We start from the raw sequence: 26,844 nt of genomic DNA, 5'->3' as shown, positions 1-26,844 counted from the left end.
TCGAAGTAAATGGTTCTCAGGAACCAATTCTTCAATCGTAACCAACTCAACAGTGACTTGCTTTTGCTCAGGCTTTTTTAACATGCAAACAATATAAAAAAGTCCTCACCAAAAGGCGAGGACTTTGTCAGCAATCTGAAATCCCGGAAGCTGATGCTTCCGGGATTTTCCATTTAGATCGCTTTCTTACTCTTCAAGAGCGGCTTCTTAATGCCGTACTTGGCGAGCACTTTCTTCATGCCGCTCGTTGAATCAGCTGTTCCGGTATGGCGGACAAAGACCCGGTACCATGTGCGGGTTCCGCTTTTTCCGGGTTCCACGTAGGAATCAAGACCACTTGCGATGAGCTTGTCGGCAAAGGTCTGCGCTCTTGCGTTATCTCCGAATGATGCGGCCTGATAGATATAGTTGTACTGCGGCGCATCAACTTCCACGGGATTGTCTATTTCCACCGGGGGGTCCACTTCGACCTGCTGCGCTGTGGCTGTTTCCACTGCTTTTTTAGCTGCTGCTGAGGATGCTGTCTTAACAGACCTGGATATTTTTACCGAAGTGTCTTTATTTTCAACCTTGGCCACTTCTTTTTTCGGCTCTTCTTTCTGCGGCTGCACAGCAGGCTCAGGCTTTTTCTTGAGCTGGTCGATATAGTCCAGCTCTTCGGGCTTGAGCACTCCGCCTTTTACCTCGCCGGATGCGTTGCTTGCCTGAGAGGGCAGCATCATGGCGATTTCGGGCATATCCTTTTCGGGCTGGTAGCCCCGGCCCAGCAGGATTCCCAGTACAAAGAAGGCGCACAGGGCGGCCACACCCCCGGCACACAGCCCGATTACCTCAGGCATGGTGAAGGTAAAGGTGAATGTCTTTTCCTGACCGGGAGCGTTTTTCTTCTTTTTCTTGGGTGCAGCCATGATGGAAACTCCGTTAAATTATTACATGCGTTCGGGAGCGGAAACTCCGAGCAGGCTAAGGCCGTTGGCAAGGGTCTGCGCAACGGACTGCAGCAGAACCAGTCTGGCGGCAATCACATCTTTATCAGCGGAAAGGATGTGGTGCATGGAGTAGAACCTGTGCAGAGCACTGGCCAGATCGCGCAGGTAGTAGCTGATTACGTGCGGGCTCATGTTCTTGCCTGCATTTTCAGCAACGTCTGCGAACTGGTCCATGAGCTTCATGAGATTCAGTTCCTCATCGTTGGTCAGCCCGGCGAGGGGAGCTGCATCAACCGCAGGAACCGCGATACCCTGATCTGCGGCCTTGCGCATTACGGAGCAGATACGCGCATGGGCGTACTGTACGTAGTAGACCGGGTTGTCCATGGTTTTCTGTTTGACCAGCTCAAGGTCGAAGTCGAGAGGGCTGTCGCTCTTGCGTGAGAGGAACATGAAGCGGGATGCGTCGCGGCCCACTTCGTTTACCACGTCTTCGAGGGTTTCAAATTTACCGGCACGGGTGGACATGGCGATCTGCTCACCGCCGCGCAGCAGGTTAACCAGCTGTACGAGGATTACATCAAGCTGCCCTTTCTTGCCGAGAGCTTCCACAGCAGCCTGCATGCGGGGGATGTAGCCGTGGTGGTCCGCGCCCCAGATATCGACTACGAGGTCGAAACCGCGTTTATATTTGTCATCGTGGTAGGCGATGTCGGAAGCGAAATAGGTCAGGTCTCCGTTGGATTTACGCAGTACACGGTCCTTGTCGTCACCCAGTTCGGTGGATTTGAACCAGAGCGCGCCGTCCTCTTCGTAAGCCATGCCGCGTTCTTTGAGGTCGGCGAAAGTTTCATCAACCTTGCCTGCGGAAACAAGGCTCTTTTCGGAGAACCAGACATCGTGACGTACATCAAAGGCGGCGAGGTCTTTCTTGATGCCTTTAAGAATTTCATCTTTACCGTATTCGCGGCAGATGGCGACGGCTTCGTCTTCGCTCATGTCGAGGATACCGGGATTGCGTTCCAGTACTTCGGCGGCGAGGTCCTTGATGTATTCTCCTTTGTAGAAATCTTCGGGCTGGGCAATGTCGCGGCCCTGAGACTGCTGGAGGCGGACCCAGATGGAGTTGCCGAGGATGAGCATCTGGCGTCCGGCATCGTTGACGTAGTATTCAGCTTCCACGTCATATCCGGTGAACTCAAGGATGCGTACAAGGCAATCTCCCAGAGCGGCACCGCGACCGTGGCCGATGTGCAGCGGTCCGGTGGGGTTGGCGGAAACGTATTCCACCTGAATTTTGGTGCCTTTGCCGATTTCGCTGCGACCGTAGTCCGCGCCCTTGGCCAGCACTTCAGGAACCAGTGCCTGCCAGAAGGCGGAGGAAAAAGTGAAGTTGAGGAAGCCCGGTCCGGCAATATCAACTTTTTCAATATATTTGTCTCCGGCCAGTTCTCCCTGAATCGCTTCCGCAATGGCGCGGGGATTCATTTTGGCCTGCTTGGAGAGCATCATGGCGATGTTTGCGGACATGTCGCCGAATTTTTTATCTTTGGGAGGCTCGATAACAGCCTTCTCCGGCCATTCCCAGCCTTTGGCTTCGAGAATGGAACCGAGAACGTTTTCAAGATGTTGTTTAGCTTTCATGGTGGATGAAATCTCCTTATGGAATTATATCAGACAGCCCATTGCGGTTGGTTTTATATTGTTTCTGCGGGCTGTTCGTAGCTTTGCGCATGCTTCGCTTATCATCTTTCTTTACAGCTTCCAAGCCTCATTAGGGGCCGGAAAAAATATTATTACTGCAAAACAGGTCGAAAAATACAATTCTTTATTGCCAAATCTTTTAATACAGCAAAAAATAGCTGCGTACAAAGGGGAAATACAGGAGGTCGCATTAATGAGCAGAACCATCGCGCTTTTGACTGATTTCGGGCTAGATGATCCCTACGTAGGCCAGATGAAAGGGGTGCTGGCAGCTCAGGCCCCGGATTCCCGTATTATAGACGTCAGCCACGGGGTGGAGCCGTTCTGCATTGCGCAGGGCGCGTTCTTCCTTGCTGCGGCCATGAAACATTTTCCCGCAGATACCATTTTTATCACTGTCATTGATCCCGGCGTAGGCAGTGCCCGCAGAATAATCGCCGCCGAATTCGGGGAACAGATTGTCCTCGCCCCGGATAACGGAGTGCTCGAACTGGCTGAAACCCGCTTTGCCGGAACCATGATAGTCACCGACTTAAGCGAGGCCGCCGCAAAAATTCACAGCTCCGCAACTTTCCATGGCCGGGATATTTTTTCACCCCTTGCCGCATCCATAGCCGCGGGCACCTCCCTTGAGTCGCTCGGACCCAAGCTGCCTCTGCGGAACATGATCCGCAGCGGCATCAACAAACCCGTCTGGCTGGAAGACGGCGTGGAGGCCACCATCCTGCACAAAGACCGTTTCGGCAATCTTGTACTCAACATCCCGGATACCCAGACCATGCCCGAACGCATGACCATCCCAGAAGAACAACTACTCTCCGGTAATGACAACACCTGCGTAAAACGGGTCTGCTGCTACGCCGAGCTGCAGGCCGGAGCCACCGGGCTTTTAGCGGGGAGCCAAGGCTACTACGAACTGGCCCTCAATCGCGGAGCAGCCTCGGAAATGCTGGGCCTTGAGCCGGGGGATGTTTTAACTTTGAAGTGGAGCACACAGTGCGGTCAAGATTAGTAAGAGACATCTTAATCACCCTCGGTTTCATGACCCGCATCGGCCCGGTCATGGAGATTGAAGCAGAAGACATAGGCCGTACAGTAAAGTGGATGCCGCTCAGCGGGCTGGTACTGGGTATGGTCATCGTCTGTCCGTTTTGGCTGGGCTTGTTTGCGGGCAAATTCTGGATACAGGCATGGCTGACTGTGGCCGCCTCGGTTTACCTGACCCGCGGGCTGCATTTTGACGGCTTTGCGGACATTGCCGACGGGGCCGGACCTTACCCGGACCCGGTGCGGTTCTGGAAGATTATCAAAGACAGCTGCTCCGGTGTGTTCGGGGTGCTTGCTCTGGTACTGGCAGGGCTGGGGCAAACGGTCTGTTTTTATTATGTTTATGAAGCCGGAGCCTTCGGGGCCGTGGTCTGGGTTTTCGTGCTCGGCAGGCTGGGCAATGCGTTTATGGCCATGGTCGGCAAACCCTTGGCAAGGCCGGGACAGGGCAGATTGTCCATGCACGGTGCTGATGGATTTTCCATCGGAGTGGCTGCGTTGACGACACTGCTTGTGGGGCTGTTTGCAGTTAGTCCGGCAGTGCAGGGACTTGGCTATCTGTTTACCGGGGGTGGGATTTTGTTCCTGTTCCGGCTGGCGAAAAGGGTCGGCGGGGCCAACGGGGATTTTCTGGGCGCGGCAGTGGTGCTGGCGGAACTGGCCGGACTGCTGGCATTTTGTGCATTGAATTGATATGAAAGGCACTGTTTTCAGAGAAATTTTTAATCTGCACGGGATAATTCATGGATAACCTGCCTTCACTGAAAAAATTCGGCCAACAGCTTGATCTGCTCAAACGGCTCCTCAAAGAGGGCAGGGAAGAGCAGGCTGATTTTATTGCTCAGGAAATTTACGAGAATTACGCCTATGCCCGCGACGGGTGCCTTTCGCAGGAAGATGAACTGCTGGGTAAACGTGCTGATGCGGCGGAAAAAGACGAGCGTATCGGAGTTTTGGAGGCCAAACTCAAAGAAGTATACTCCGTTCACAGTTCTGACTTTCAGCTGTTCAGCAAGTTCGGTAAAGCCCTGCAGCATGTCAATGATTTGAAATCATTGAATGGATTGCAGGAGATGTTGCAGGGCATCGCCACTGAACTTGATCTGGACCGGGTGGCTGTTGTTCTGGACCGCGAACTCTGCGGCGGGGAACTGGGGGATGAAATTCCGACTTTCTACATGAAAGGATGCATGCGTTATATTGATGCCACTTTGAGCGATGGTCCCAACCGTGTTTTTCTGGGGCCTATTGCACGGATGATGCGCCCGGATGTTTTTTTCGGTGATCCTGATATGAGTCCGGATATTGGCGGGTCCTGTTTTGCTTTCGGGCTGCGGGATAAATACAATCCCGGAAAACTGATCGGCCTTTTCGCCATCCACGATGCTTCCGAAGACCGTTTCCATCCTGAGATGGGTACGGATTTTCTGGAATATTTCTGCAACTCAATAGCATCCACACTGCTCGGCGTGCTCAACAGAGAATGTGGTTTCTAAAGGTCGGCTGGTGATTCTACACAGCGAAGCTTATTAAAAGTTTTTGAAGAGTCCAGAGAAACTTTTTTCAAAAAGTTTCTCTGGCCCTCGGAGAGCCGCCGGAGGCATCTTTTTATCTTAAAGAAGCAACAGGCAGCTTGAAAGTGAATTTTGCTCCGTTGCCCGGAGTTGATTCTATACTGAAACTGCCGTGGTGGTTTTCAGTGATGATGAAGTAGGAAACGGAAAGCCCCAGCCCGGTGCCTACACCCTTGGGCTTGGTGGTGAAGAACGGTTCGAAAATTCGTTTGCGTACATCTTCTTCCATGCCCGGACCGTTGTCCGTAACGGATGTGGCCACATATTCCCCTTCCAGCCATATTTTGATTTCTATTTTCGGTTTTTCCGTTTTGTTTTCCGTCATGGCCTGGGCTGCGTTGCCGAGCAGGTTAAGCAGTACCTGTTCAATTTCCGTGGGTGCGCAGACCACGTAGGGCTGGTGTTCTTCATAGTTCCTGACTATCTCAATCTGCCTGAAGTCATACTTTTTCTTAAGGTCATAATCCTGCGCCGCAAGAGCAATGGCACTGTCGACCAGCACATCAAGCTGGCAGGAAGTGCGGTGCACATCGGTTTTGCGGCTGAAGTTGAGCATATTGGTGATGATTGCAGCTGCCCGGGTGGCGGATTCGCGGACTCCGGATAGGATTTTCAGCACCCCGCGTTCTTCAACGTATTTGTTGATGTTTTCTAGGCTGACTCCCAGCTGCCGGGCAGTATGTTCATTTTTAGGCAGTCCGGGGAGCAGTCGGCGTTCTATGTTCTGGGTTCCCTGCAATATGCCGCCGAGGGGGTTGTTTATTTCATGGGCCATACCTGCGGCCAGCCCGCCCACAGACATCATTTTTTCGGTCTGAATCATCATTTCCTCAATGCGAACATTATCGGTCACGTCATCAAGCCGGATAACCGCCCCGTCATAATCGTTGTTGATGAGCGGATAGATGGTGATGTTTTCATAGCGGGTTTCGCCGTTCACAATGCGCGGAACCCTGACTTTCTGCTCAGTCCTGCCGGAAAGGATGGTCTTGCGGGCTTTTTCAATCTCTTTTGCCAGCATGGGGAAAACGGTTTCCAACTGTTTTCCTGCTGCATTATCATAATCAAGTCCGGTAGCCTTGGCGGCCCCCTTGTTCCACAGGGTAATGGCTCCGCCACTGTCCACGCCCACAAGTATGGAAGGCATGGAGTCGATTATATTTTTCTGGTGGTTGCGCAGCTTGATGAGTTCCCGCTCCACCCGTGCGTGTTCTTTGATCTTGATTTCAAGCTGGTAGTTGCTGGCGGAAAGCTGCCTGTTGCCGTCTTCAAGGGCTTCCAGCAATTGTTCCTTATCCCGCATAGCACCCTGAATGGAATCAAGCATCTGGCTTATGACCGTACCCAGTTCCTTGATTTCCGTTGGGCCTTCCTGTGGAATTTCAGTGTCGGACATGCCTCCTTCACGGATGGCTCTTGCTGCCGCGGTCAGCTTCATCAGCGGCTGGGCCACCTTGGCGGAGAGGAGAGTGGCAAAGATCAGTGCCAGTGCCAGCACCCCGATGGAGAATATGATGATCCTGTTCCTGAGCTGCAATCCTGGTTGTTCAAGGTCATCCATGTAGGCTGAGGAGCAGATGTACCAGTCCAGCGGTTCAAAGTATTTGATGTAGGCTCTTTTGCGGAAGGTGAAATCACCGGAGTTGCGCGGGGGTTTATCCCAAAGATATTCGAAAACGCCATCTGTATGGGCAGCTTCCATCAATTCCTGAAAGATCGGCCTGCCTGTTTCCGGATTTAGAAGTTCAGCAATGGGGATATTTTCATACTTAGGATGGATGATAAGGTCCGGCTTCCCGGAAAAAAGAAATATGTATCCGTTTTTACCGACCTTTATTTTTCCGAAGCTGACCCGAAGCTCCTGAAGCACGGCCCGGATTCTTTTGTTCACTTCCTTATTGATGTCGTCCATGTAGACGCCGGAGCCGATTATCCAGCCCCATTCCTTAAATATTTCAACATAGGAAAGCTTGGGCTGCTCCTTGCTTAATCCCTCGGCAACGGGTTTGGGCCAGAGGTATTCGAGAAAGCCTGAACCGTGTATTTCGCAGATTTTGCGGAAGGCTGAAAAGAGGTTTTCCTTACTGTTCCTGACCCCGGTGAAACCGGGATCATCAAGGACTTTACCATCCAGCGCGGGGATAGTCGGATGCATGATCATGCGCGGCACAGGGGCTGTGTCATCGTTGATCCAGAGATATCCGGTTCCGCTGTCATAGCGCATGTTTTTAATCTGCTCGATACTCAGCTTCTTGGCTTCGGCTTCGCTGATAATGCCTTGCTTGAATCTATCGTAATTAAAACGGATAAGTTCGAGGGAGATGCCGACTATGTTGCGCAGCTGCTTTTTGCGGGCTGCAATGGCTGCTTTTTCAGAAAAAACAATGCTCCGGTATTCATTGCTGACCTCCAGATAGGCGGCGTCCACAATGGCCTGCGCATGCATGAATTCAGATTCCATTAAGGATTTGGTAACCGTGCGCTGGGCAAAGTAGGTCAGCCCGGCTGTGGTCGCTATGACCAGCCCGGCCACAAAGAAAAGCAGGCTTGCCTTCATGGATTTGAACATTCGTTCCCCCGGCCAGAATGATGAGAGTCTGGTTCTATGGTTAGAAATATACCATAGTTAAATGGAACGGTAAATTTATTTGGAATCCGGGAGGTCGCTATTTCAGTTGAGGTCGATGTAAAATCCGTTTTGCGGACCGTCTAAAAGAAGAAATGATTCCGCCTTGACGCGGATGATAGAGTTTTCAGGCCCGGAAAAAGCCGAAGCAATTGCCGGGACAGCCCCGGCAATCTGCTTCAGGATAGCTTTTTCTTCGGTTTTATCCACAACCGGGATAAATGTTCCTTTGATGGTCAGGGCTTTTATCTCATTGCGTCTGCCGGAAAGTTTTTGGTCCCGGTCATCTATGAGCAGGCTGACCTGCGGATACCGGGACAGGTTTTTCCATTTGCGGCTGTTCCTGCTGCTGATCATGTAGATTTCATTGCAATCCGCAGATCCGGCATAAGCCATCAGTGATGTATGCACGCCGTCTTCTCCCTGCGTGGCAAGGACGAGGATGCTGTTTTCACTGATGAGTTCCTGACAATCTTTAAGTTGCGCACTTTTGTTCATGGCTTACTCGAAAAGTTCCTTTTGTCCTTCAATGAGGTCGGCGATTACCGATGCATCGGAAAGGGTGGTGGTATCGCCGAGGTCGTTTTCACCCACCGCGATGCGGCGCAGGATACGGCGCATGATTTTGCCGGAACGGGTTTTGGGCAACCCTTCGGAAAACTGGATGGTTTCAGGCACGGCAATAGGCCCGATTTTTTGGCTGACCCACTCCCGTAGAACTGTACGCATTTCGTCATCCTCATCAAGGCCGCTGCGCAGGGTCACGTATGCGTAGACAGTCTGGCCTTTGATTTCATGGGGAATACCCACCACAGCGGCTTCGGTCACATCGGGGTGGGCAATGAGAGCGGATTCGATTTCCGTGGTGCCCAGCCGGTGCCCGGAAACATTGATAACGTCATCAAGGCGGCCCATGATCCAGTAGTCGCCGTCTTCATCAACCCTTGCGCCGTCCCCGGTTTCGTAACTGCCCGGAAAGCGTTCGAAATAGGTCCGGTTATACCTTGCCCGGTCATTGTGGATGTCGGTGAGCATGCCCGGCCATGGTTCCGTTATCAGCAGATGCCCTCCTTCGTTGGCTTCGGCGTCACTGCCGTCACTGTTGACGATTTTCGCGCTGATGCCCGGCAGCGGCTTTCCGGTGGAACCGGGTTTAAGCTTGCCCACATAAGGCAGGGGCGAGATGAGTATGGATCCTGTTTCGGTCTGCCACCAGGTGTCCAGCAGGGGCAGTTTGCCTTTGCCCACATGTTCGTGGAACCAGATCCAGACTTCGGGGTTGATGGGTTCGCCTACGGAACCGAGGATACGCAGGGTGGAGAGATCGTATTTTTCGGTCCACTGAGTACCTTCACGCCTTAGGGCGCGCAGGGCTGTGGGGGTGGTATAAAATATATTCACCCCGTAGCGGTTGATGATCTCCCAGTAGCGGTCCGGTCGGGGATAGGTCGGCACACCCTCAAAAAGCAGGGTGGTGGCCCCCAGAGCAAGCGGGCCGTATACGGTGTAGCTGTGCCCGGTGATCCAGCCGATATCGGCGGTGCACCAGTGCACATCGTCATCTCTCAGGTCGAAAACCCATTGGGTGGTGTGGGCGGTGGCGGTCATGTATCCGCCTGTGGAATGCACAACACCCTTGGCTTTTCCTGTGGAGCCGGAGGTGTGCAGGATAAAAAGGGGGTCAGCGGAACGCATGGATTCCGGCTTGCAGTAATCTTCAATATCCGGCCCGGAAATCTCCTCATGCCACCAGGTGTCGCGGCCCTCGATGAAATCAATCTCATCCCCGGTGCGTTTGACCATGATGACCTGTTCCACCGAAGGGCATTCAAAAAGGGCTTCATCCACATTGCGCTTCAGGGGGATTTTTTTGCCCCCGCGCAAAACCCCGTCGGCAGCGATTAAAATTTTGGCATCGCAGTCAATGATGCGGTTCTGCAGGCTGACTGCGGAAAATCCGGCGAAAATAACAGAATGCACTGCCCCGATGCGGGCGCAGGCCAGCATGGAGATGACCAGTTCCGGAACCATGGGCAGGTAGATGGCTACCCGGTCGCCCTTGGAAACGCCTATTTTTTTGAGCACATTGGCAAAGCGGCAGACCTTGCGGTGCAGCATATGGTAGGTGAAGACCCGGACTTCTTCCTCCGGTTCTCCCTGCCAGATCAGGGCGGCTTTGTTGCGGCGTCCGTTTTCCAGATGGCGGTCAAGGCAGTTGTATGAAGCATTGAGCCTTCCGCCGGAAAACCATTTATATTCATGCTTTTCAGGGTCGGATTCAAGTGTTGTGCGGAAATCACGTGTCCAGTGCAGCAGGTCCCGTGCCCGGTCAGCCCAGAATTCTTCGGGGCTATCTGTGGCCATGCGGCAGGCTTGTTCATATTTTTCTGCTGTCAGATTGGCCTGATCCAGTATTTTCTGCTCCATTTCCCGGCTGGGATCGAAGGTGCGCTGTTCGCTCATCAGGTTTTCAATTGTGTTGTCGCTCATATTTTTTCCGGCTCCGGCTCATTAATTTATGCTGGTTGTGTGCACTTCTACTGTTCATATACGCTGTTTCAGCCGGGTTGAACAGCTTTGCGGGGAGAGTTGAAGCTTTCTGCTTGATATGCTCCCTTGTCAGCGGGTATGTATAATTGTAGGTGGATATGCAGCGGGAACCCTAACAAGAGGCATTCATGAGCATTATTAATCTGGAATACCTGTTTCAGCCCGGATCAGTGGCCGTTATCGGTGCAACCAATGACCCTGCAAATGCGGGGAACATTGTCATGCGTAACCTTATGGGCGGGGGATTCCTCGGTCCGGTTATGCCGGTCTGCACTGATGCCGAAGCCATTGCCGGGGTTTTGACCTATAAGGACGTGGAAGCCCTGCCCAAGGTTCCGGACCTTGCGGTGATCTGCCTGCCCCTTCAGGATTGTCCGCCGTTAATTGAGAAGCTCAGTGAGATAGGGGTCAAAGCCTGCGCCCTGATCGGTCCGGGATTCAGTGCCATTCCCGAAGAAGAGCGGATCAGGCTGCGTGCGGACCTGCTCCGGGCGGCCAATTCCCCGCAGATGCGTATTCTCGGCCCTAAGAGTCTCGGCTTCATGGTTCCGGCACTTAATCTTAATGCCAGCCTTGCGCCTCTTCCGGCTAAAGCGGGCAAGATTGCTTTTGTTTCCCAGTCGGACAGCTTTATCCCCACGGTTCTGGACTGGGCGGCCACCAATGATATCGGTTTTTCCCACGTGGTCTCGCTGGGCAGCCGCATCGACCTCACTTTCGGCGATGTGCTTGATTATCTCGGCTCCGATGCCCAGACCCGTTCCATCCTTCTTTACATTGAATCCATCAACGATGCCCGTGATTTTATGTCCGCGGCCCGGGCTGCCTCGCGTAATAAACCTGTTCTGGCCATCCGTCCGGGACAGGCCCTGCAGCAGGTGACTCAGGAGCTGGCCCGTCTGGATAATGCCATGATCGCCCGTGCCGAAGAAGTTTATGATGTGGCCTTCCGCCGGGCCGGAATGCTGCGGGTGCAGACGATTGACGGAATGTTTGATGCGGCCCAGACTCTGGCCAGTCTGCGTCAGCCCGTGCGCGGCAACAGGTTGGCTATCATCGTCAACGGCACCAGTGCCGGGCTTACCGCTGCTGACGGTTTGATCCGCAGGGGCGGAAAGCTGGCCAGTCTTTCTGAAGAAACAGTGGAAAAGCTGGATAATGTTTTTGACGGTGAGTGGTCCGGCTCCAATCCGGTGACCATCAAATTCGACACCTCCGGGCAGAAATATCTCGATGCTCTCAAAATCCTGATCAAAGACAAGGGCGTGGACGCCGTGCTGGTGGTCCATGTGCCTTTTGCCGGAGTTACCAGCGTCGAAGTGGCGGAAGTTCTTGCCAAGGGTTTGAAAAGGGTCCGGCGCATGGTGCTGACCTCATGGCTGGGATCAGACATGTCCCGCAAGTCCCGCAAGATTTTTTCCCAGCACGGCATTCCCACATATGAGAGCGCAGATCAGGCTGTGCGGGCTTTCATGTATATGGCCGAGTACCAGCGCAACCAGGAGCTGCTTACAGAAACCCCTGATTCATTGCCTACGGACTTTTTCCCGGATACCACAACCGCCCGCGAGACTGTCCACAAGGCCCTTTCCGAAGGGCGGCAGGAGCTTAATGAGCCGGAAGCGCGCAAGGTTCTTGCTGCTTACGGTCTGCCCGTGGTTGAGACAAAGGTGGCTGTCTCCGCCCGCGAGGCGGTCATTGCCGCTGATGAGATCGGTTGCCCGGTGGCCCTTAAAATCCGTTCCCCGCAGATCAACCAGCCTTATGATGTGGGCGGGGTTGTCCTTGACCTTGAAAGTACGGAAAAGGTCTGGGAAGCGGCGGCGACCATGCTCACCCGCGTCAATCGTCAGCGTCCGGACGCATATATCGAAGGATTCACAGTCCAGAAGATGGGCCGCAGGCTGGGCGCGCACGAACTTTTTATTTCCGCATCCGCGGACTCCACCTTCGGGCCGATAATCCATTTCGGGCACGGGGGCATGACCCGCGAGGTGGTTCGCGATCAGGCCGTGGCCATGGTTCCGCTGAATATGAGCCTTGCCCGCGAACTGATCAGCAGGACCCGTATTTCGCGGTTGCTTTCGGGAACTCCAACCCAGCCCCCTGCGGACATTGACGATCTTTGTCTGACCTTGATACAGGTCTCGCAGCTGTTTATCGATATCCCCCAGATCGTGCATCTGGATATCAACCCCCTTTACGGGGATGACACCGGAGTGCTGGCTCTCGGAGCCAAGATTCTGGTGGCCGAGTGCCGGGAGGACTGCCCGCAGCTGGCTATCCGGCCCTACCCGCGTGAACTGGAAGAATGCGTGGTGCTTCGTGACAGCAGGCAGGTCACCCTGCGCCCCATCCGTCCGGAAGATGAGCCTGCGCATTATGAGTTTCTGGCCCGGGTTTCCGATGAAGATATGCGTATGCGCTTTTTCGGGGTGGTTCGCCGGGATTTCGACCATAAAGATATGTCCCGCTTCACTCAGATCAACTATGACCGCGAGATGGCTTTTATTGCCACGGCCATGAATGAAGAGGGAAATCCTGAAACACTCGGCGTGGTGCGCACCTCCACCAAGCCGGATAATTCCGAGGCGGAGTTCGCCATTGTGGTCCGTTCCGATCTTAAGGGAACCGGGCTCGGTTCCATGCTTTTTCATAAGATAATCAGTTATACCAAAGAACGCGGCACCCATTGGCTGGTGGGGCAGACTCTTTTTGAAAACAAGGCCATGCAGGGCCTTTCCCGCAAATTCGGTTTCGAGATAAACGAGAATTATGATGAGGATCTTGTTGAAATGCGTCTGGACTGCACCAAGCTGGAAGATGGGACGGAGTAGATTTGACTTTTCCAGAACCTGCAACAAGTCGCCGCAAGGCTCTTGTAATCAACGTATTTAAAGTCCTCCTCGCCGGGGGACTTCTTTTCTGGCTGGTTAAGTCCGGGGGAATCCGCCTTGAATATCTGACGGTGGATACTGAATCCCTCCCGCTTCTTATTGCGGCCTGTGTGCTTATCGCCTTTGGGATGGGGGTGGCTGCTTTTCGTTATATGGAGTTGCTGAAAGGGGCCGGATTGTCCATTTTTCTGAAGGACAGTTTCAGGATTTCGGCCATAATGTATTTTTTTATTCAATGCGTGCTGGGAGCCGCCAGCGGCGATGTGGCCCGCTATTTTTACACCGTCCGTATTACCGGTCAGGGCGCGAAAATCGGGGCGGCCATTATTGTGGACCGTATTATCGGTCTTATGAGCTTGCTTTCCATCAGCAGTCTGGGGGTAATTATTAACTGGTCGCAGCTGGAACATTCATCTGAATTAAAGATAATTGTTCAACCTGTGCTGGTCCTGTTCGGTCTGGTCTGGCTGGGTTTGCTGATCGGGTTTCCGCTGTTGATGCATCTGGGTGTTTCCGAATCCGGACAGAGCAGATTTTTCAGGGGTTCGAAACTTGGCGAAAAGATCGGGGAGGTTGTCACTGCTCTGCTGCTCTACCGCAATTCAGTCATGACTGTTTTGCGGATCGCAGGATTGACGGCCTTGCAGCAACTTGCTTTTATTTTTTCTATTTACCTGCTTTCCCGGATTCAGAACCTGCCGCAGTCTCCGGATTTTAATGAAATATTTATTGCCACCCCCCTTTCTTTTCTGGCCGGGATCATCCCTGCCCCTGCTGCCGGGCTGGGGGTCAATGAAGCGGCCTTTGAGACCCTGCTTTTTCTGGTTTCAAGCGGAACTGTTACCGCCGGGGCATCTATCTATCTCATGTATAGAATCTGGACCACCCTGTTCAGCCTGAGCGGGTTGTTTTTTCTCATGCGTTCAAAAAAATAAAAACCATGTCGGGCCGTTCAGTGAGGTAAAAACGTTCTTGCGAAGGCTTACCTGAGTGAAGGACCGGACATGGTTTTAAGGAACCCTGTCTTTTGCAGGTTGTTCCTGACACCCTCCCGATTGATGTCTTGCATATCTGATCGACCTGCGGCGGAAAAACTTTACAGACTGTCACGAAGTAAATTATCCGCCTCCCCTTGCATAAACATGGTTACGCTATGTATGGTCCTTTTATAACGTTTAAAAATTGCAAACGGCGGAGCATTCATTGAAGAACCTGTTCATATTTTTCACCATTGCATTTCTGCTTAATTTATCAGGAGCGCCCTGCGCAGCCTTTAACGGAACCGCCGCTTCCGGCTCAGCAAAGAAGATGGGTGCCGATCAGGCTCTGGTGCTGCTTATGGAAGGCAACCTGCGTTTTGTGAAAGGCAGCAGCGTATACCCCAACCAGACCTCCCACCAGCGCAAGGTGCTGGCCCTGCAGGGGCAGAATCCTTTTGCCACGGTGGTTACCGCTTCAGATTCGCGGGTTGACCCGGTACTTATCTTTGACCGCGGTCTGGGTGATCTTTTTACCGTGCGTCTTGCGGGAAATGTGGCCGGAACCGATACTCTTGCTTCGGTGGAATATTCCATGCTGGCCCTTGAAACCCCGCTGCTGGTGGTCATGGGCCATACCCGTTCCACTCTCATCAGGGCGGCCATTGATAAAGTGGAATTAAAAGGACATCTGGTACAGCTGCTGGGCAAGCTCGAACCGTCCATCAGAATGACCCGTGTGCTCTACCCCTCGCTCAAGGGCGGGGAACTGGCGGATAAGGTGGCGGAGACCAATGTGCGTCAGGTGATGCGCGAAATACTGGGGCAATGTCCGGCCATTCTTGAGAAGGTCCGTTCGGGCAAGGCACAGCTTATGGGAGCTGTTTACGATACTGACACCGGTGCGGTTCGCTGGCTCGGTCCATAAAAACAGTAAAAAATCCTGTTAAATTAAGGCAGTCTCGTGCTATGTTTTATAGTGCGAGGTTGCTTTTTTTGTGTGTAAGTATCTAGATTATATATTTTATTGCGGAGCGGTAAGAGCGAATGGTAATAGAACATAGTCATATTTTCAGAAAGAGTCTGAAACTATTTGCTCTGATTTTTATTTTGTCGGGCAGTATGGTGGCCGGTATTATGTGTGTGTTTTACCACGCCGAGAACAACAGCCACTTAGAGCAGATGAAGATGCGGGAACAGGCCTCCGTGAATCTTCAGGAAGAAGTAACCAAAGACAGTTTTGACTTTATTGTCAGCGATCTTCTTTTTCTTGCCGGACAGACAGCTCTGACTGATTTTTGCAATTCCGATGATAATGGGGAAAGGCATTGGCTCGAAAAAGAGTTCTACAATTTTTTGTTTTGTAAAAAGAAATACAATCATGTGGTTTTTTTGGATAAATCAGGAAAGGAAAAAGTAAGAGTAAACTATAATAAAGGTGATCCCTGGGTAGTTTTTGAAGGAAAACTTCAGGATAAGTCCCGGCGTTATTACTTTGAAGACAGCATTGCTCTTGATGAGCGCGAAGTTTTTATTTCTCCCCTTGATTTGAACATTGAGCGCGGCCATGTTGAAAAGCCGTTCAAACCGATGATCAGGTTTGGGACTCCGATTTTTGATGCTGAGGGCAACAAGGACGGAGTGTTGATATTCAACTATCTGGCCGAGGACCTTTTCGAACGTATTTCAGGAATTGATGCTTCTTCTGCAAGTGTGAAAATGATGCTTAATTCCAAGGGGTACTGGCTCATTGGGCCGGACCGGGAAAGCGAATGGGGGTTTATGCTGCCTGAGAGGAAAGATGTTTCTTTTACCAACGCATATCCGCAGGAATGGAAGCGTATACTCAAGGATAAGCAGGGGCAGTTCTGTACTGATAACGGGCTGTTTACTTTTACGACCATCCATCCCCTGCGCGAGGGGTACCGTTCCAGTACCGGTGCCGCCGGACCTTATTTGCCCAGCAGGATGATGGTCAGCTCTGCCGGATATTTCTGGGTGCTGGTTTCGCACATGCCTGAAGCGGTAATTTCAAGAGGTTCCAGCCAGCTGCTTTCGGGGATGCTGATGCTGGGCGCAATTCTTTTTGTGGTTGTGGCTGCCGGGGCTCTGGCCGTAGCCATGGCCTTGACCAGAAGGCGGATTTATCAGGAGCGGCTGATCAACATGGCCATGCATGATTCCCTGACCGGACTGCCTAACCGCAAGCTGTTTTTTGATCGTCTGGAAACCATGATCAGAGAGGCGGAGCGGTACGGGCGGGCTTTTGCCCTTGTTTATATTGATCTGAACGGGTTCAAGAAGATTAACGACAATCTCGGGCATACTGCCGGAGATGAGCTGTTGATAATTGTCAGCCGTCTGCTTGAAAAAAGTTTGCGTAAATCAGATACCGTGGCCCGTTTGGGAGGGGATGAATTTGCGGTCCTGCTTCCGGAAGTGGGAACTCCGGCCCGGCTCAAGGAAGTCTGTTCCAAGATCTATGGAGAGTTGTCTGTTCCGGTTAAATTGGGTCAGAAGTCCGTGCAGATCAGCCTGAGTGCCGGAGCCGCCCTTTTTCCCCTGCACGGAGGAGATGCCGGGACTCTGGTCAAACTTGCCGATTCGGCCATGTACAGTGCCAAGAAAAACGGTAAGGACGGTTGTGTCATGGTTGAAATTTGTGAACCGGAAGATCAGTCCACCTGAATCTCGTAGGCTTTGAGTTTGCGGTACAGGGAGCTTCGTTCCAGTCCCACGGCCTCGGCAAGTTTTGAAACGTTGCCTTTGTATTCACGCAGTTTGGCTTCAAGGAACTGGGCTTCAAAATCAGCACGGGCCTTCTTGAAATCCACTTCACCTTCAGGAAGAGGCAGGGGCAATTGCTCCTGATCAGGATTTGCACTTTCGTTGCGCGGTCCGTCTGCGATTTCCGGGGGCAGTTTGTCCGGGCCAACTTCTTTGCCGCCGTACATGATCAGCATTCTTTCCACGAAATTTTTGAGTTCACGGACATTGCCGGGCCATGAATATGCGGTCAGCACTTTCAGGGCCTGATCGGTGAAAGTCAGTGCCTTGAATCCGTGCTGGCGGGTCAGGCGGGTGATGAATTCCCCGATGAGCATGGCGATATCCCCGGCCCGGTCGCGCAGGGCCGGTACTTCAAGCGGGAAAACTTTGAGCCGGTAATAAAGGTCTTCGCGAAAATTTCCGTTCTTGATTTCCTGAAAGAGATCTTTGTTGGTGGCCGCGATAACGCGTACATCAACATTGATGGTTTTACGGCCGCCGACTCTTTCAAAACGCTGTTCCTGCAGGATTCGCAGGATTTTTGCCTGCGTCTTCAGGCTCATATCACCGATTTCATCCAGAAACAGGGTGCCGTTGTCAGCCAGCTCGAATTTACCTTCCTGTGCTTTTTCAGCTCCGGTGAAGGCTCCTTTTTCATGCCCGAAGAGTTCCGATTCAATCAGTTCTTCGGGAATGGCAGCACAGTTCACTGCTACAAGGGGCTTGTCCGAGCGTTGGCTCTGGGAATGAATGGACCGGGCCACGATTTCTTTTCCTGTTCCGTTTTCCCCGGTAATGAGTACCCATGCGTCAGTGGGGGCAACCTGCCCGATAACTTCGCGCATGGAAGCTATGGATTCGGAATCCCCGGTCAGTTTTGCCGGTTGTTCTGCGGCAATACGGGTGCGCAGGGCCTTGTTTTCCGATTGCAGGCGGGAAAATTCCACGGCTTTTTCAGCGGTGATGACCACTTTCTCAAGGGAAAGCGGTTTTTCAATGAAATCAAAAGCACCTTTTTTGATGGCCGAGACTGCGGTTTCAATGTTGCCGTGGCCGGAGATCATGACCACCGGAAGCCAGTCCCATTCCTTTTTGACCCGCTCAAGAACTTCAAGGCCGTCCATGCCCGGAAGCCAGATGTCCAGAAAAACAAGGTCGGGCTGATCATCGGCAAGATGGTCAAGAGCCAGTTCCCCGCTTTCCGCTTCGCTGACCTCAAAACCTTCATCTTCAAGGATTCCGCGCAGGGAATACCTGATGCCGTCTTCGTCATCCACAATCAGTATGCTTTTACTCATTTATTGTTCCGTTTAGGTATCAAAAGAAAAATTGTCTTCTTCAATCAGCTGTGTGCAGGCATCAACCACTTCGGGATCATACGATGTTCCCCGTCCGCGCGCAATTTCGGCCATGGCTTTGGGCAATCCCAGCGCTGCACGGTAGGGTCTATGGGAGCTCATGGCTTCCACCACATCAGCCACGGAGATAATCCGGGCCTCCTGCAGGATGCTCTCGCCGCTCAGGCCGTTGGGGTATCCGCTGCCGTCGAGGCGTTCATGGTGCTGGAGCACTATCCGGGCCACGGGCCAAGGAAAAGAAATTCCTTTGAGGATTTCGTATCCGGCTTCACAGTGGGTTTTCATCAGGTTGAATTCAAGGTCGGTCAGCCGGGTCGGTTTGGACAGGATTTCCGCCGGGATGGAAATTTTACCCACATCATGCAGGATTCCTGCGATTCTGATGCTGTTTATTGTTTCGGAAGAAAGTTCCATTTTTACAGCTATGCGGCAGGCCAGTTCCGCCACCCGCTGCTGGTGTCCGGAGGTGTAGGGGTCGCGCTTCTCGGACATGGCGGTCAGGGAGACCACTGTTTCATCAAAGATGCGGTTCATCTGTCTCAGGCTTTCTTTGAGAGCGCTTTCCGTGTGGTGTTTGTAGAGAGCCATCTCAATAGTCAGGTTAAGCTCCCGGTCTTCAAAGGGCTTGATGATGTAGCCGAAAGGCTCGGTGATTTTGGCCCGTTTCAGGGTGTCGTTGTCCGCATAGGCGGTCAGGTAGACTATGGGTATGCTCTGGGTCCTGTTTATCATGGCGGCGGTGTCAATGCCGTCCATTTCCCCTTCCAGCATGATGTCCATGAGGATCAGGTCCGGATTGCATTCTTTTACTTCCTGCACGGCCTGCTCTCCTGAAGAGGCCAATCCGGCCACATGGTAACCGAGGGCTTTGAGCCGTCCCTGTATATCCAGCGAAACAATAGCTTCATCCTCCACAACCATTATGCGGGGAGGAAGTTTGTTTTCTGCTTTTTTTTCAGAATATGAAATCATGTAAAATCCGTTTGTTGCTGGTCAGTGTATAGAATAAAAGCACTGCTGCGACTATAAGGTAGTATACTAAACGATATTATAAGTATCAGGCAAGCATAACGGAAAATATATCAGGTCGGCAGTTCCAGCACAAATATTGTCCCGTGCGGTTCGGCAGGCTTAACTCTGATGAATCCCCGGTGGTCGGTAACAATGGATTTGACAATGGTCAGCCCCAGCCCGGTGCCGCTTTTTTTGCTGGAGAAATACGGCTCAAACATGCGTGAGCGTTCGTCAGCGGAAAGTCCGGGACCGTTGTCCTGCACTTCAATGCGCAGCCAGCCCAGAGTGGCGTCGTGCATGGCAGTGACGGTTACCGCCGGGTTTTCGCAGTTGTCCAGAGCTTCCGCCGCATTGGTCAGCAGATTGATCAGGGTTCGGCGCATGGCCTCGCGGTCCAGTTCCAGTTGCGGAAGTTCTCCGTCATAACTGAGGGACCAGTTGATGTTGCTGTGGCTGTTGCGGTACATGCTGACCACCTCTTCCAGCAGAGGGGCTATTTTATCCGGCACAAGGCGCACTTCCGGAAGTTTTGCGTAGGCGGAGAATTCCTGCACCATCTGTTGCAGATGTTCCACCTGCGAGATAATCAGGTCCGTGGATTCGCGGAAGACATTGTCTTCGATCTCAGGACCGAATTTACGCTGCAGCCGCTGGGCGGAAAGCTTGATGGGTGTAAGCGGGTTCTTGATCTCATGGGCGATGCGCCGGGCGACTTCGCGCCATGCGGCAATGCGCTGCATTTTTTCCAGCTCGGTAATATCTTCGAAAACAGCCACGATACCGGTGCTGGATTCCCCGGACTTGAGGGCCACTACGTTGACCAGAAATTTTCTGTGCCGTCCTTCCACGGTGAGGGAGAGCTGGCGTTGCCATTGCGAATATGGGCTGGTGGCCATATGCGAGCGCGCTTCGGCAATGAGCGAGGCCAGATCGCCTTCGGATAGCAGGGCCAGCGGGTCTTTGCCGTGCACAAAGCGGGCTTCAATGCCCAGCATTTCTTCAATGGCCGAGTTGACGGTGCTGATTTTCCCTTCTTCATTGAGGGAGATAACCCCGGCAGTGATGTTGTTGAGTACCGCTTCCATGTAGCGGCCCCTGCGCTCCAGTTCCTGATTCTGCTGGGCCAGCCGGTCGTTGGCGGTTTTCAGGCTTTTCTGGCTGTCTTCAAGGTCTTCGGCCATGCGGTTGAAGCTTTGGACCATGAAGCCCAGTTCATCGTCGGAGCGGTCTTCAAGACGCACTGTGAGGTCACCGCGGGCAATGCGCTGCGAACCTGCGGCCAAAGCCTGAATGGGCGCGGAAAGCTCCTTGGAAAGCCGGAACCCGAACCAGATGGAACCGAGGATAATCAGCAGGGTGGTCACGCCCAGCGTCAGGTAAAGGCTCATCTTGAGCGGGTATTTCAGGGTTTTGAGCTGCTTGTATTCATCAAGGCCGCGCACAACCCGGTCCAGCTTGTAGAGAAGTCCCTGCCCGATGTTTTCCCCGATGATCAGAAATCCGGTCTTGCCATCGTCAACGGGCAGGATGCCGATGACCATGTCGTTGCCCGGCATGGGGTGGATGGTGGACCAGAAGCGGGGGTTCTTTTTCATGTCTTCCCAGTCCACTTTGGCATTGATTTCCGACCATGCCTTGTCCCACGATCCTTGTGAATACCAGTTGATTTTTTTGCGGTCCGGGCGGATAACACCCAGCAGTCCTAGGTCATATTCACCCAGTTTTTTGCCCAGAAATTTTTTCATGGATTTACCGCCCCATGCGTAGCGGCTTTCCTTGATGGTTTCGAGGATGTTGTCTCCGCGCCGTTCCAGTCCTTCCTGCGCCGAGGCGTAAAAAGCCCGGCCCAGCTCAAGGGACTGGACCATGGATTCCTCAACCTGATTCTTGAACCAGTAGTCCACGGAAATCTGCACAAACTGCATGGCCATGAAAAACATGAGCAGGGTCGGCACAAGAGAGAGGGACATGAAGGAGAGGACCATGCGCGTTCGCAGCTTGGAGCCCAGCACCCTGCGCCGTCGCTCCAGCAGCAGCTTGACCCCGTTGCGGACCACGATGAAGAGGACGATGAGCAACAGGATGAAGTTCAGGTTGAACAGCCCCACGAAAAGGTAGGAGTTGACCCCGATGTACTTCAGCTGCACAAAACCCAGCCCCACAAAAACCATCAGGCAGAAGAAGGCAATGTAATATTCGCGCTGCCTGCGCTTGCGTTCCTTGGTGTCCGGCACACTTATTTTGATGTTCTGTTCGGTCATGGCGTCCCTGAAATCAATAGGTGAAATCCAATTGGTAGGTTGCGGCGGGGATTATATCCCATGACCAGAAGAAAAGGGTGTTCCGGAGCCATGCCGGAACCTCGGTGCGGTCAAGGCGGACCTTGAGCCGTAGATTGTAGCGTTCGCCCCTTTGCAGGGTCGACCATGGTCCGAGATCGAGGATGATGTTTCTCCATTCTTCGCGGAGCAGGATACTCAAACTTTTGTTTTTGAAGATTTTGTTGCTGCCTTGTTTTTCCAGCACAAACAGGTTTGAAAGGGAGTCGAAGTATAATTTGTTGGTGTAGGTCTTGCCGGCCATTTCCGAATCAAGCCAGATATCTTTATGTTCGTACAGGGAGGCTTTGCAGATCAGCTTGAGTTTGATGCCGTTATGCAGGGCTTCTTCCACCTGTGCGTCGGCAATGAGTTCAATGCCGAAGCGGGCCATGATTGATCCGGCCTGATTGTCCAGGACCATGTTTTTAAGCTGCAGGGAACTGGCCTGTGCTGCTGCGGGAAGGAAAAGAAAAGCCAGCCACAAGCACAGCCCTCTCCACGCTGTGGAGAGCAGAGCGGTCTGCCGGGCCTTGATCATTGATGTTTCCGCTTTCATTAGAATTATATTCCTCCCTTTCCGGGCTTAACCTACCAGCCGCCAATCATTTGTTCAACACTATGATTGCGGCATGTTACAATTGATATGAAACTGTCTTTTCGGATCATAATGATGTACTAATGATAGATCGGAGCCATAGCGGAGGTCGTATAATCACATGCTCAATAAAATTCGAGAACAATGGAACAGGTTGAATCGTCCGGGCAAGGCCGGGGTGGTTTTTGCCGGAGTGCTTATATTTTACACTCTCGTCGGTTTTCTGCTGATTCCTTTCACCCTCAAGAAAGTCGCTCTTGCCAAGTTGCCGGAAGTATTGAATAGGCCGGTGCAGATCGAGCGGGTGGCTTTTAATCCCTACACCCTTGATCTTTGTCTGGAAGGTTTTGCCATCGGCAAAAAAGAAGGGGAAGGTAATCTTTTTGCCTTCAAGCAGTTTAACCTCAATTTTGATTCTTTTTCCATTTTTCGGCTTTCCCTGATTCTGGACCAGATCAGGATAGTCGATCCGCTGGTGGACTTATCTATTTTCCGGGGCGGCAGCAGCGTTTCCGACCTTATACCGGAAGGGGATGTGGAGGAGGAACCGCAGAAGGACGAAGTTGAAGCAGAAAAGTCCATGTTTCCCTTCATTGTCCGCGATCTGGATGTCACCAACGGAACCTGCAGGGTTTACGACAAAGTTCGCGATGTGCGTCACGAGATTGCCGGGCTTGATCTTTATGTTCCTTTTACCTCTTCCCTGAGCCGGGATAATGAGAAACAGGTTCATCCGACCCTCAATATGGTCATCAACGGAACGCCTTTTGTCATGAAGGGTCATACCCTGCCCTTCAACCAGAGCCTGCGTACTGAGTTCGATTTTTCACTCAAAAACGCGCAGCTGGCCGAATACTGGCCTTATCTGCCCATCTACGAGACCACCGAGCTTAAAAGCGGGAGCCTGAGTTCCGATCTGGTCCTTTCCTTTGAGCGCGGAGATTCCCTGCTGCCGCGGGTGCTCATCAGCGGTAAGGCCAATATTTCCAAATTCGACCTTGCTGCCAGAAAAGGCCCTTCCCTGCTGAAGTTTACTGATCTTGATGTTGAGTTGGAAGAGGTCAGCATTTTACAACGTCTGGTCAAGATTTCCTCCATCAGGCTGAATGATCCTTATCTCAAAGTCGGTCTAAAGGAAGATGGCAGCCCGGATCTGCTTGACTACCTTGCCCCGTCCATTGAAGCCGGTGAGGAATCTAAAAAGGCCGAAGACGGAACCGAGGCTGAAGGAGGCCCGGCACTGGCCGCGCTGGTCAAGGATTTCAAGCTTCAAGGCGGGGTGGTGGATTTTACAGACAATGCTTTCGGCAAAGGATTCAACAAGAAAATCGGCCCGATCATGGTTCATGCCGGAAACGTAAGTACGGCTGAGAATGCGGCCGGAACGTGGGATTTTCGTATCGGTTCCAATGCCACCGAGATCATCAGCGGACAGGGCGGCATGAGTGTTGTGCCCCTTGCTGTAAACGGTTCTGTGGCTTTGGAAGATCTGGATATACCGGACTACCATGCTTATCTGGACGATCCCCTGCCTCTTGATGTTGCCGGAGGCAAGGTCGGGCTGGGCAGTTATTTCAGTTTTGCTGCGCAGAACGGGACCATGCGGCTGCAAAATATCCGGGTCAATGTTGACGGTCTGAACCTGCAACCAAAGGGCGGCGGCAAGACCCTGATCGGTCTCGGCGGATTTGCCATGACCAACGGCACCGTGGACGTGAACAAGAAGTCCGTGGTCATTGATTCCATTGATCTGAACAAGCTGCTCATCAAGCTCATGCGGGACAAAAAAGGAATTGACCTGCTCAAGCAGATTGAAAAACATCAGCAGAATGCCAAGTCCAAGCAGCTCGGTGTTCCTGCCAAAGAGCCTGATGATTCCGCAGAAACAACTGAGTCCTCTGATTCAGAGGGTGAACCGTGGCAGGTGGCCCTGAACAGGTTCAGTCTCAGGAATTCAGGATTTGAATTCACCGACAGGGCAGCCACTAAAAAGACTGTCACCGATATCAGCGATATCACCATCGGGGTCAACGGGCTGACCTATCCGGAAAAGACCCCCCTCAGGCTGGATTTTTCCGCTCTGGTCAACAAGCGCGGTTCCATCAAAGTCAGCGGTCAGGCCGGACCGCAATCCCTGAAAGGCAAAGGCAGTGTGCGGGTCCGCAAGCTGCGGTTGCGTGATTTTAACGGCTACCTGCCGCCCGAAATGCAGTTGAATATCGCCCGTGGACATATTGATGTGAACGGGAACTGGAATTTTTCCGCTGCAAACGAACCTTCAGCCGGATATCAGGGCAAGGTGCAGCTCAAGGACCTGCTCATCCGCGATAATCAGGGCAATAAGCAGTTTTTCCATATGGATGATCTGGCCGTACGTGAGATCGATTTCCGCTCCGCACCGCTCAAGGTCAAGGTCGGTTCCATTGCTGTTTTGGCTCCGCAGGCAAATCTTGAGCGCGAGCAGGATGGCACTTTCAACGTTGCCCGCATGCTGACCGGGAAGCGGGCCGAACCCGTGAACGAAGAAGCTGTGGAAGAGCAGGCCGAGCAGGCAGCGGAGAAGGCTGAAGTGGCTCAGTTGGATGGCGTTGCCCCTGCTGACGGAGTTGCCGAATTGCAGGCTCCCACAGCTGAAGAGAAAAAAGAAAACAATATTTTTATAGATAAAATTTTCATGAGCAACGGCACGGTCACTTTCAAGGATTACGCCGTTTCCCCGGCCTTTGAGCTGGACATCACCAAAATGCGTTCTGCTGTGCGCGGTCTTGAACTGCCGCACGGGCAGCGCACCGACCTTTCTTTTAATGCCACCCTTGATAAGCAGTCACCGCTGGTGGCGGAAGGTTTTTTGCAGCCCACAACCGAAGGTGCGGATACCGACATCAACATATCCCTTGCCAATCTGGATATGACCCAGCTCTCGCCTTACACCGAAAAGTTCATCGCCTATCCGGTCAGTACCGGGATGCTCAGTTCCGATGTGGGGGTCAAGCTGCGTGGCAAATTGATTGCCGTGGATAACGTTTTCGACATCTACCAGTTTGAGGTGGGTGAGAAGGTCGACAATCCCGACGCTCCCAGCATTCCCATCGGTCTCGGGCTGGCCCTGCTTAAGGACAGCAGCGGTAATATCCGCCTCGACATCCCTGTTGAAGGCGACCTCTCCGACCCGCAGTTCAAGCTGGGTCGGGTTATCGGCCGGGCCATCGTCAATCTGCTGGTTAAAGTCGTAACTTCACCGTTTGCGTTGATCGGTTCAATGTTCGGCGGCGGTGAGGACATGGATGTAATGGCTTTTGAGCCGGGTAAGGACGGTTTCAAGGAAGGTGAGCAGGCCAAGGTTGAGTCTGTTGCCAAGGCCATGACCGAACGACCGGGGCTCAAGCTTGAGATCAGCGGCTTCACCGCGCCGGAAGATATCCCGGCCATGGAAGAAGCCGAGTTCCGCAGGCAGGTGGCTATGCCCAAATTTCTCGATCTTGAAGGTGATGAAAACGCGCCTGAATCTGTTGACGAAGTAGTGGTCAGCGAGGAAGAATATCCTGAATATCTGGAAACGGCCTATAAGGATGCGACCTTTGAGAGACCCACAAACTTCCTTGGCATAGTGGTGGCCCAGCCTGTTCCTGATATGGAAAAGGCCCTGCGTGATAACATCAAGATTACCGACACGCAGTTGGCCGAACTTGCCCGGAAAAGGGCAGAACTGGTGCGGACTATTTTGGTCGAGCAGTCCGGCATCGGAGCTGAACGTGTGTTTTTGAAAGGCATGTCCGCCACCGGAAAAGGTGCCGGGCCGCGTGTTGAGTTGGGATTGCAATAAGGAAGATTTGATGCGCTTTGCGCTTTTGATGAAATGAGTTTGCCTCCGGCGGCCAAAGAAACTTTTTGGAAAAAGTTTCTCTGGACTCTTCAAAAACTTTTATTAGGGCTTCGCCGCTGGGGTTGTGAAAATTTACGGAATATATTCGGAGGTATCTTATGAATTGGATGAAAAAAGTAATCTACGCACTTTGTCTGGTTGCCGTTATGGCTGTTGTTTCCGGCTGTGAAGATAACGAAGGTGCGGGCGAAAAGCTCGGCAAGCAGTTTGATCAGGCCATGGAACAGGCCAAAGATAAAATGGATGAAATGAGCGGTCAGGCTAAGGATAAAGCCCGGGAGGCTTTGGATAAGGCCAAGGAGAGCTTGGATAATTAAGTCTCGGATAATTGATTTTTTTACTCGTCCCTGTTGACGCGTTACTCACCTACCAACGCGTTTTGAGGGGGATGGTGATTCAAAAGGGGAAGGGGGAACTTTTTGGCGGTAGCAAAAGTTCCCCCTTCCCCTTTTGCCGCCGGAGCAACGGTGGCAAAAGTCAAGCTACGCAGGCTGCTCAGACCAATATTGGTCGTTAGCAATTAGGGCATTCAAAATGCCAAGTAACTTTCTCATTGATGCGACCATCGCAACTTTATGAGCTTTGCCAGCGTCAATTAAA

At 52.5% G+C, this 26,844-nt stretch carries 18 protein-coding genes; 9 read left to right on the top strand and 9 right to left on the bottom strand.

The features are described 5' to 3' along the window. Window positions 1-173: 173 nt before the first annotated feature. Together FMR86_RS19985 and argS are read right to left on the bottom strand one after the other, a co-directional pair. On the bottom strand, window positions 174-908 hold the full coding sequence (locus FMR86_RS19985) for an SPOR domain-containing protein (protein WP_163353185.1): 735 nt from the start codon (window positions 906-908) through the stop codon (window positions 174-176). A gap of 21 nt (window positions 909-929) precedes the next feature. Beyond that, window positions 930-2,573, bottom strand: a complete 1,644-nt coding sequence (gene argS / locus FMR86_RS19980; protein WP_163353184.1) for an arginine--tRNA ligase — start codon at window positions 2,571-2,573, stop codon at window positions 930-932. 253 nt (window positions 2,574-2,826) lie between these two features. Between argS and FMR86_RS19975 the strand changes: the two genes are divergently transcribed. Genes FMR86_RS19975 through FMR86_RS19965 form a run of 3 tightly spaced genes read left to right on the top strand, consistent with a single transcriptional unit; the run spans window position 2,827 to window position 5,176 of the window. Continuing rightward, window positions 2,827-3,645 (top strand): S-adenosyl-l-methionine hydroxide adenosyltransferase family protein, encoded by an 819-nt coding sequence (locus FMR86_RS19975; RefSeq protein WP_163353183.1) that lies wholly within the window; start codon window positions 2,827-2,829, stop codon window positions 3,643-3,645. Further along, window positions 3,630-4,373, top strand: a complete 744-nt coding sequence (locus FMR86_RS19970) for an adenosylcobinamide-GDP ribazoletransferase (RefSeq protein WP_163353181.1) — start codon at window positions 3,630-3,632, stop codon at window positions 4,371-4,373. The genes FMR86_RS19975 and FMR86_RS19970 overlap by 16 nt, the downstream gene beginning before the upstream one ends. A gap of 50 nt (window positions 4,374-4,423) precedes the next feature. After that, entirely contained in the window at window positions 4,424-5,176 is a 753-nt protein-coding gene (locus FMR86_RS19965; RefSeq protein ID WP_203545043.1) for a hypothetical protein, read from the top strand. A gap of 112 nt (window positions 5,177-5,288) precedes the next feature. On the opposite strand, the gene FMR86_RS19960 is transcribed toward FMR86_RS19965, so the two are convergent. The 3 genes from FMR86_RS19960 to acs form a co-directional block, all read right to left on the bottom strand. Beyond that, window positions 5,289-7,823: a cache domain-containing protein gene (locus FMR86_RS19960; RefSeq protein WP_163353180.1), complete on the bottom strand. Its 2,535-nt coding sequence runs from the start codon at window positions 7,821-7,823 to the stop codon at window positions 5,289-5,291. 102 nt (window positions 7,824-7,925) lie between these two features. Continuing rightward, window positions 7,926-8,378 (bottom strand): pyridoxamine 5'-phosphate oxidase family protein, encoded by a 453-nt coding sequence (locus FMR86_RS19955; RefSeq protein ID WP_163353179.1) that lies wholly within the window; start codon window positions 8,376-8,378, stop codon window positions 7,926-7,928. Between the two features lie 3 nt (window positions 8,379-8,381). Continuing rightward, complete coding sequence (gene acs, locus FMR86_RS19950; RefSeq protein WP_163353178.1) at window positions 8,382-10,370, bottom strand: acetate--CoA ligase; 1,989 nt, start codon at window positions 10,368-10,370, stop codon at window positions 8,382-8,384. 188 nt (window positions 10,371-10,558) lie between these two features. Between acs and FMR86_RS19945 the strand changes: the two genes are divergently transcribed. From FMR86_RS19945 to FMR86_RS19930, 4 genes are all read left to right on the top strand, one after another. Beyond that, entirely contained in the window at window positions 10,559-13,267 is a 2,709-nt protein-coding gene (locus FMR86_RS19945) for a bifunctional acetate--CoA ligase family protein/GNAT family N-acetyltransferase (protein ID WP_163353176.1), read from the top strand. Window positions 13,268-13,269: 2 nt separating this feature from the next. After that, window positions 13,270-14,262: a lysylphosphatidylglycerol synthase transmembrane domain-containing protein gene (locus FMR86_RS19940; protein WP_163353175.1), complete on the top strand. Its 993-nt coding sequence runs from the start codon at window positions 13,270-13,272 to the stop codon at window positions 14,260-14,262. A 268-nt stretch (window positions 14,263-14,530) separates the two neighbouring features. Beyond that, window positions 14,531-15,232 carry a carbonic anhydrase gene (locus FMR86_RS19935; protein ID WP_163353174.1) on the top strand — a complete coding sequence of 234 codons (702 nt, stop codon included), beginning with the start codon at window positions 14,531-14,533 and terminating at the stop codon, window positions 15,230-15,232. 209 nt (window positions 15,233-15,441) lie between these two features. Further along, on the top strand, window positions 15,442-16,992 hold the full coding sequence (locus tag FMR86_RS19930) for a sensor domain-containing diguanylate cyclase (RefSeq protein WP_163353173.1): 1,551 nt from the start codon (window positions 15,442-15,444) through the stop codon (window positions 16,990-16,992). Here the strand turns inward: FMR86_RS19930 and FMR86_RS19925 are convergent. The 4 genes from FMR86_RS19925 to FMR86_RS19910 all read right to left on the bottom strand — a co-directional run bounded on the left by FMR86_RS19925 (window position 16,980) and on the right by FMR86_RS19910 (window position 22,322). Next, window positions 16,980-18,371, bottom strand: a complete 1,392-nt coding sequence (locus FMR86_RS19925) for a sigma-54 dependent transcriptional regulator (RefSeq protein WP_163353172.1) — start codon at window positions 18,369-18,371, stop codon at window positions 16,980-16,982. The genes FMR86_RS19930 and FMR86_RS19925 overlap by 13 nt on opposite strands. A gap of 12 nt (window positions 18,372-18,383) precedes the next feature. After that, a complete protein-coding gene (locus FMR86_RS19920) occupies window positions 18,384-19,403 on the bottom strand; it encodes an HD domain-containing phosphohydrolase (RefSeq protein ID WP_239057311.1) in 1,020 nt (339 codons plus the stop codon). A gap of 110 nt (window positions 19,404-19,513) precedes the next feature. Further along, window positions 19,514-21,706 (bottom strand): PAS domain-containing sensor histidine kinase, encoded by a 2,193-nt coding sequence (locus FMR86_RS19915; protein WP_163353171.1) that lies wholly within the window; start codon window positions 21,704-21,706, stop codon window positions 19,514-19,516. Window positions 21,707-21,719: 13 nt separating this feature from the next. Beyond that, the gene (locus FMR86_RS19910; protein WP_163353170.1) at window positions 21,720-22,322 is read right to left on the bottom strand and encodes a DUF4390 domain-containing protein; all 603 of its coding nucleotides are present in this window, start codon (window positions 22,320-22,322) and stop codon (window positions 21,720-21,722) included. 160 nt (window positions 22,323-22,482) lie between these two features. Here FMR86_RS19910 and FMR86_RS19905 point away from each other — a divergent pair, with 160 nt between their 5' ends. Together FMR86_RS19905 and FMR86_RS19900 are read left to right on the top strand one after the other, a co-directional pair. Beyond that, complete coding sequence (locus tag FMR86_RS19905; protein ID WP_163353169.1) at window positions 22,483-26,184, top strand: DUF748 domain-containing protein; 3,702 nt, start codon at window positions 22,483-22,485, stop codon at window positions 26,182-26,184. Window positions 26,185-26,342: 158 nt separating this feature from the next. Next, entirely contained in the window at window positions 26,343-26,561 is a 219-nt protein-coding gene (locus tag FMR86_RS19900) for a YtxH domain-containing protein (RefSeq protein WP_163353168.1), read from the top strand. The last annotated feature ends 283 nt before the right edge of the window (window positions 26,562-26,844 follow it).

The sequence above is a fragment of the Desulfovibrio sp. JC010 genome, assembly GCF_010470675.1.
Classification (GTDB): Bacteria; Desulfobacterota; Desulfovibrionia; order Desulfovibrionales; family Desulfovibrionaceae; genus Maridesulfovibrio.
Note: the sequence above shows the minus strand (reverse complement) of the source record. Positions and strands in the feature narration are given on the sequence as shown.

What these genes read in the sequence shown, in the direction of transcription:
- FMR86_RS19985 (WP_163353185.1), bottom strand. Translation starts at nt 908, where the DNA reads ATGGCTGCACCCAAGAAAAAGAAGAAAAACGCTCCCGGTCAGGAAAAG.
- argS (WP_163353184.1), bottom strand. Translation starts at nt 2,573, where the DNA reads ATGAAAGCTAAACAACATCTTGAAAACGTTCTCGGTTCCATTCTCGAA.
- FMR86_RS19975 (WP_163353183.1), top strand. Translation starts at nt 2,827, where the DNA reads ATGAGCAGAACCATCGCGCTTTTGACTGATTTCGGGCTAGATGATCCC.
- FMR86_RS19965 (WP_203545043.1), top strand. Translation starts at nt 4,424, where the DNA reads ATGGATAACCTGCCTTCACTGAAAAAATTCGGCCAACAGCTTGATCTG.
- FMR86_RS19960 (WP_163353180.1), bottom strand. Translation starts at nt 7,823, where the DNA reads ATGTTCAAATCCATGAAGGCAAGCCTGCTTTTCTTTGTGGCCGGGCTG.
- FMR86_RS19955 (WP_163353179.1), bottom strand. Translation starts at nt 8,378, where the DNA reads ATGAACAAAAGTGCGCAACTTAAAGATTGTCAGGAACTCATCAGTGAA.
- acs (WP_163353178.1), bottom strand. Translation starts at nt 10,370, where the DNA reads ATGAGCGACAACACAATTGAAAACCTGATGAGCGAACAGCGCACCTTC.
- FMR86_RS19945 (WP_163353176.1), top strand. Translation starts at nt 10,559, where the DNA reads ATGAGCATTATTAATCTGGAATACCTGTTTCAGCCCGGATCAGTGGCC.
- FMR86_RS19930 (WP_163353173.1), top strand. Translation starts at nt 15,442, where the DNA reads ATGTGTGTGTTTTACCACGCCGAGAACAACAGCCACTTAGAGCAGATG.
- FMR86_RS19925 (WP_163353172.1), bottom strand. Translation starts at nt 18,371, where the DNA reads ATGAGTAAAAGCATACTGATTGTGGATGACGAAGACGGCATCAGGTAT.
- FMR86_RS19920 (WP_239057311.1), bottom strand. Translation starts at nt 19,403, where the DNA reads ATGATTTCATATTCTGAAAAAAAAGCAGAAAACAAACTTCCTCCCCGC.
- FMR86_RS19915 (WP_163353171.1), bottom strand. Translation starts at nt 21,706, where the DNA reads ATGACCGAACAGAACATCAAAATAAGTGTGCCGGACACCAAGGAACGC.
- FMR86_RS19910 (WP_163353170.1), bottom strand. Translation starts at nt 22,322, where the DNA reads ATGAAAGCGGAAACATCAATGATCAAGGCCCGGCAGACCGCTCTGCTC.
- FMR86_RS19905 (WP_163353169.1), top strand. Translation starts at nt 22,483, where the DNA reads ATGCTCAATAAAATTCGAGAACAATGGAACAGGTTGAATCGTCCGGGC.
- FMR86_RS19900 (WP_163353168.1), top strand. Translation starts at nt 26,343, where the DNA reads ATGAATTGGATGAAAAAAGTAATCTACGCACTTTGTCTGGTTGCCGTT.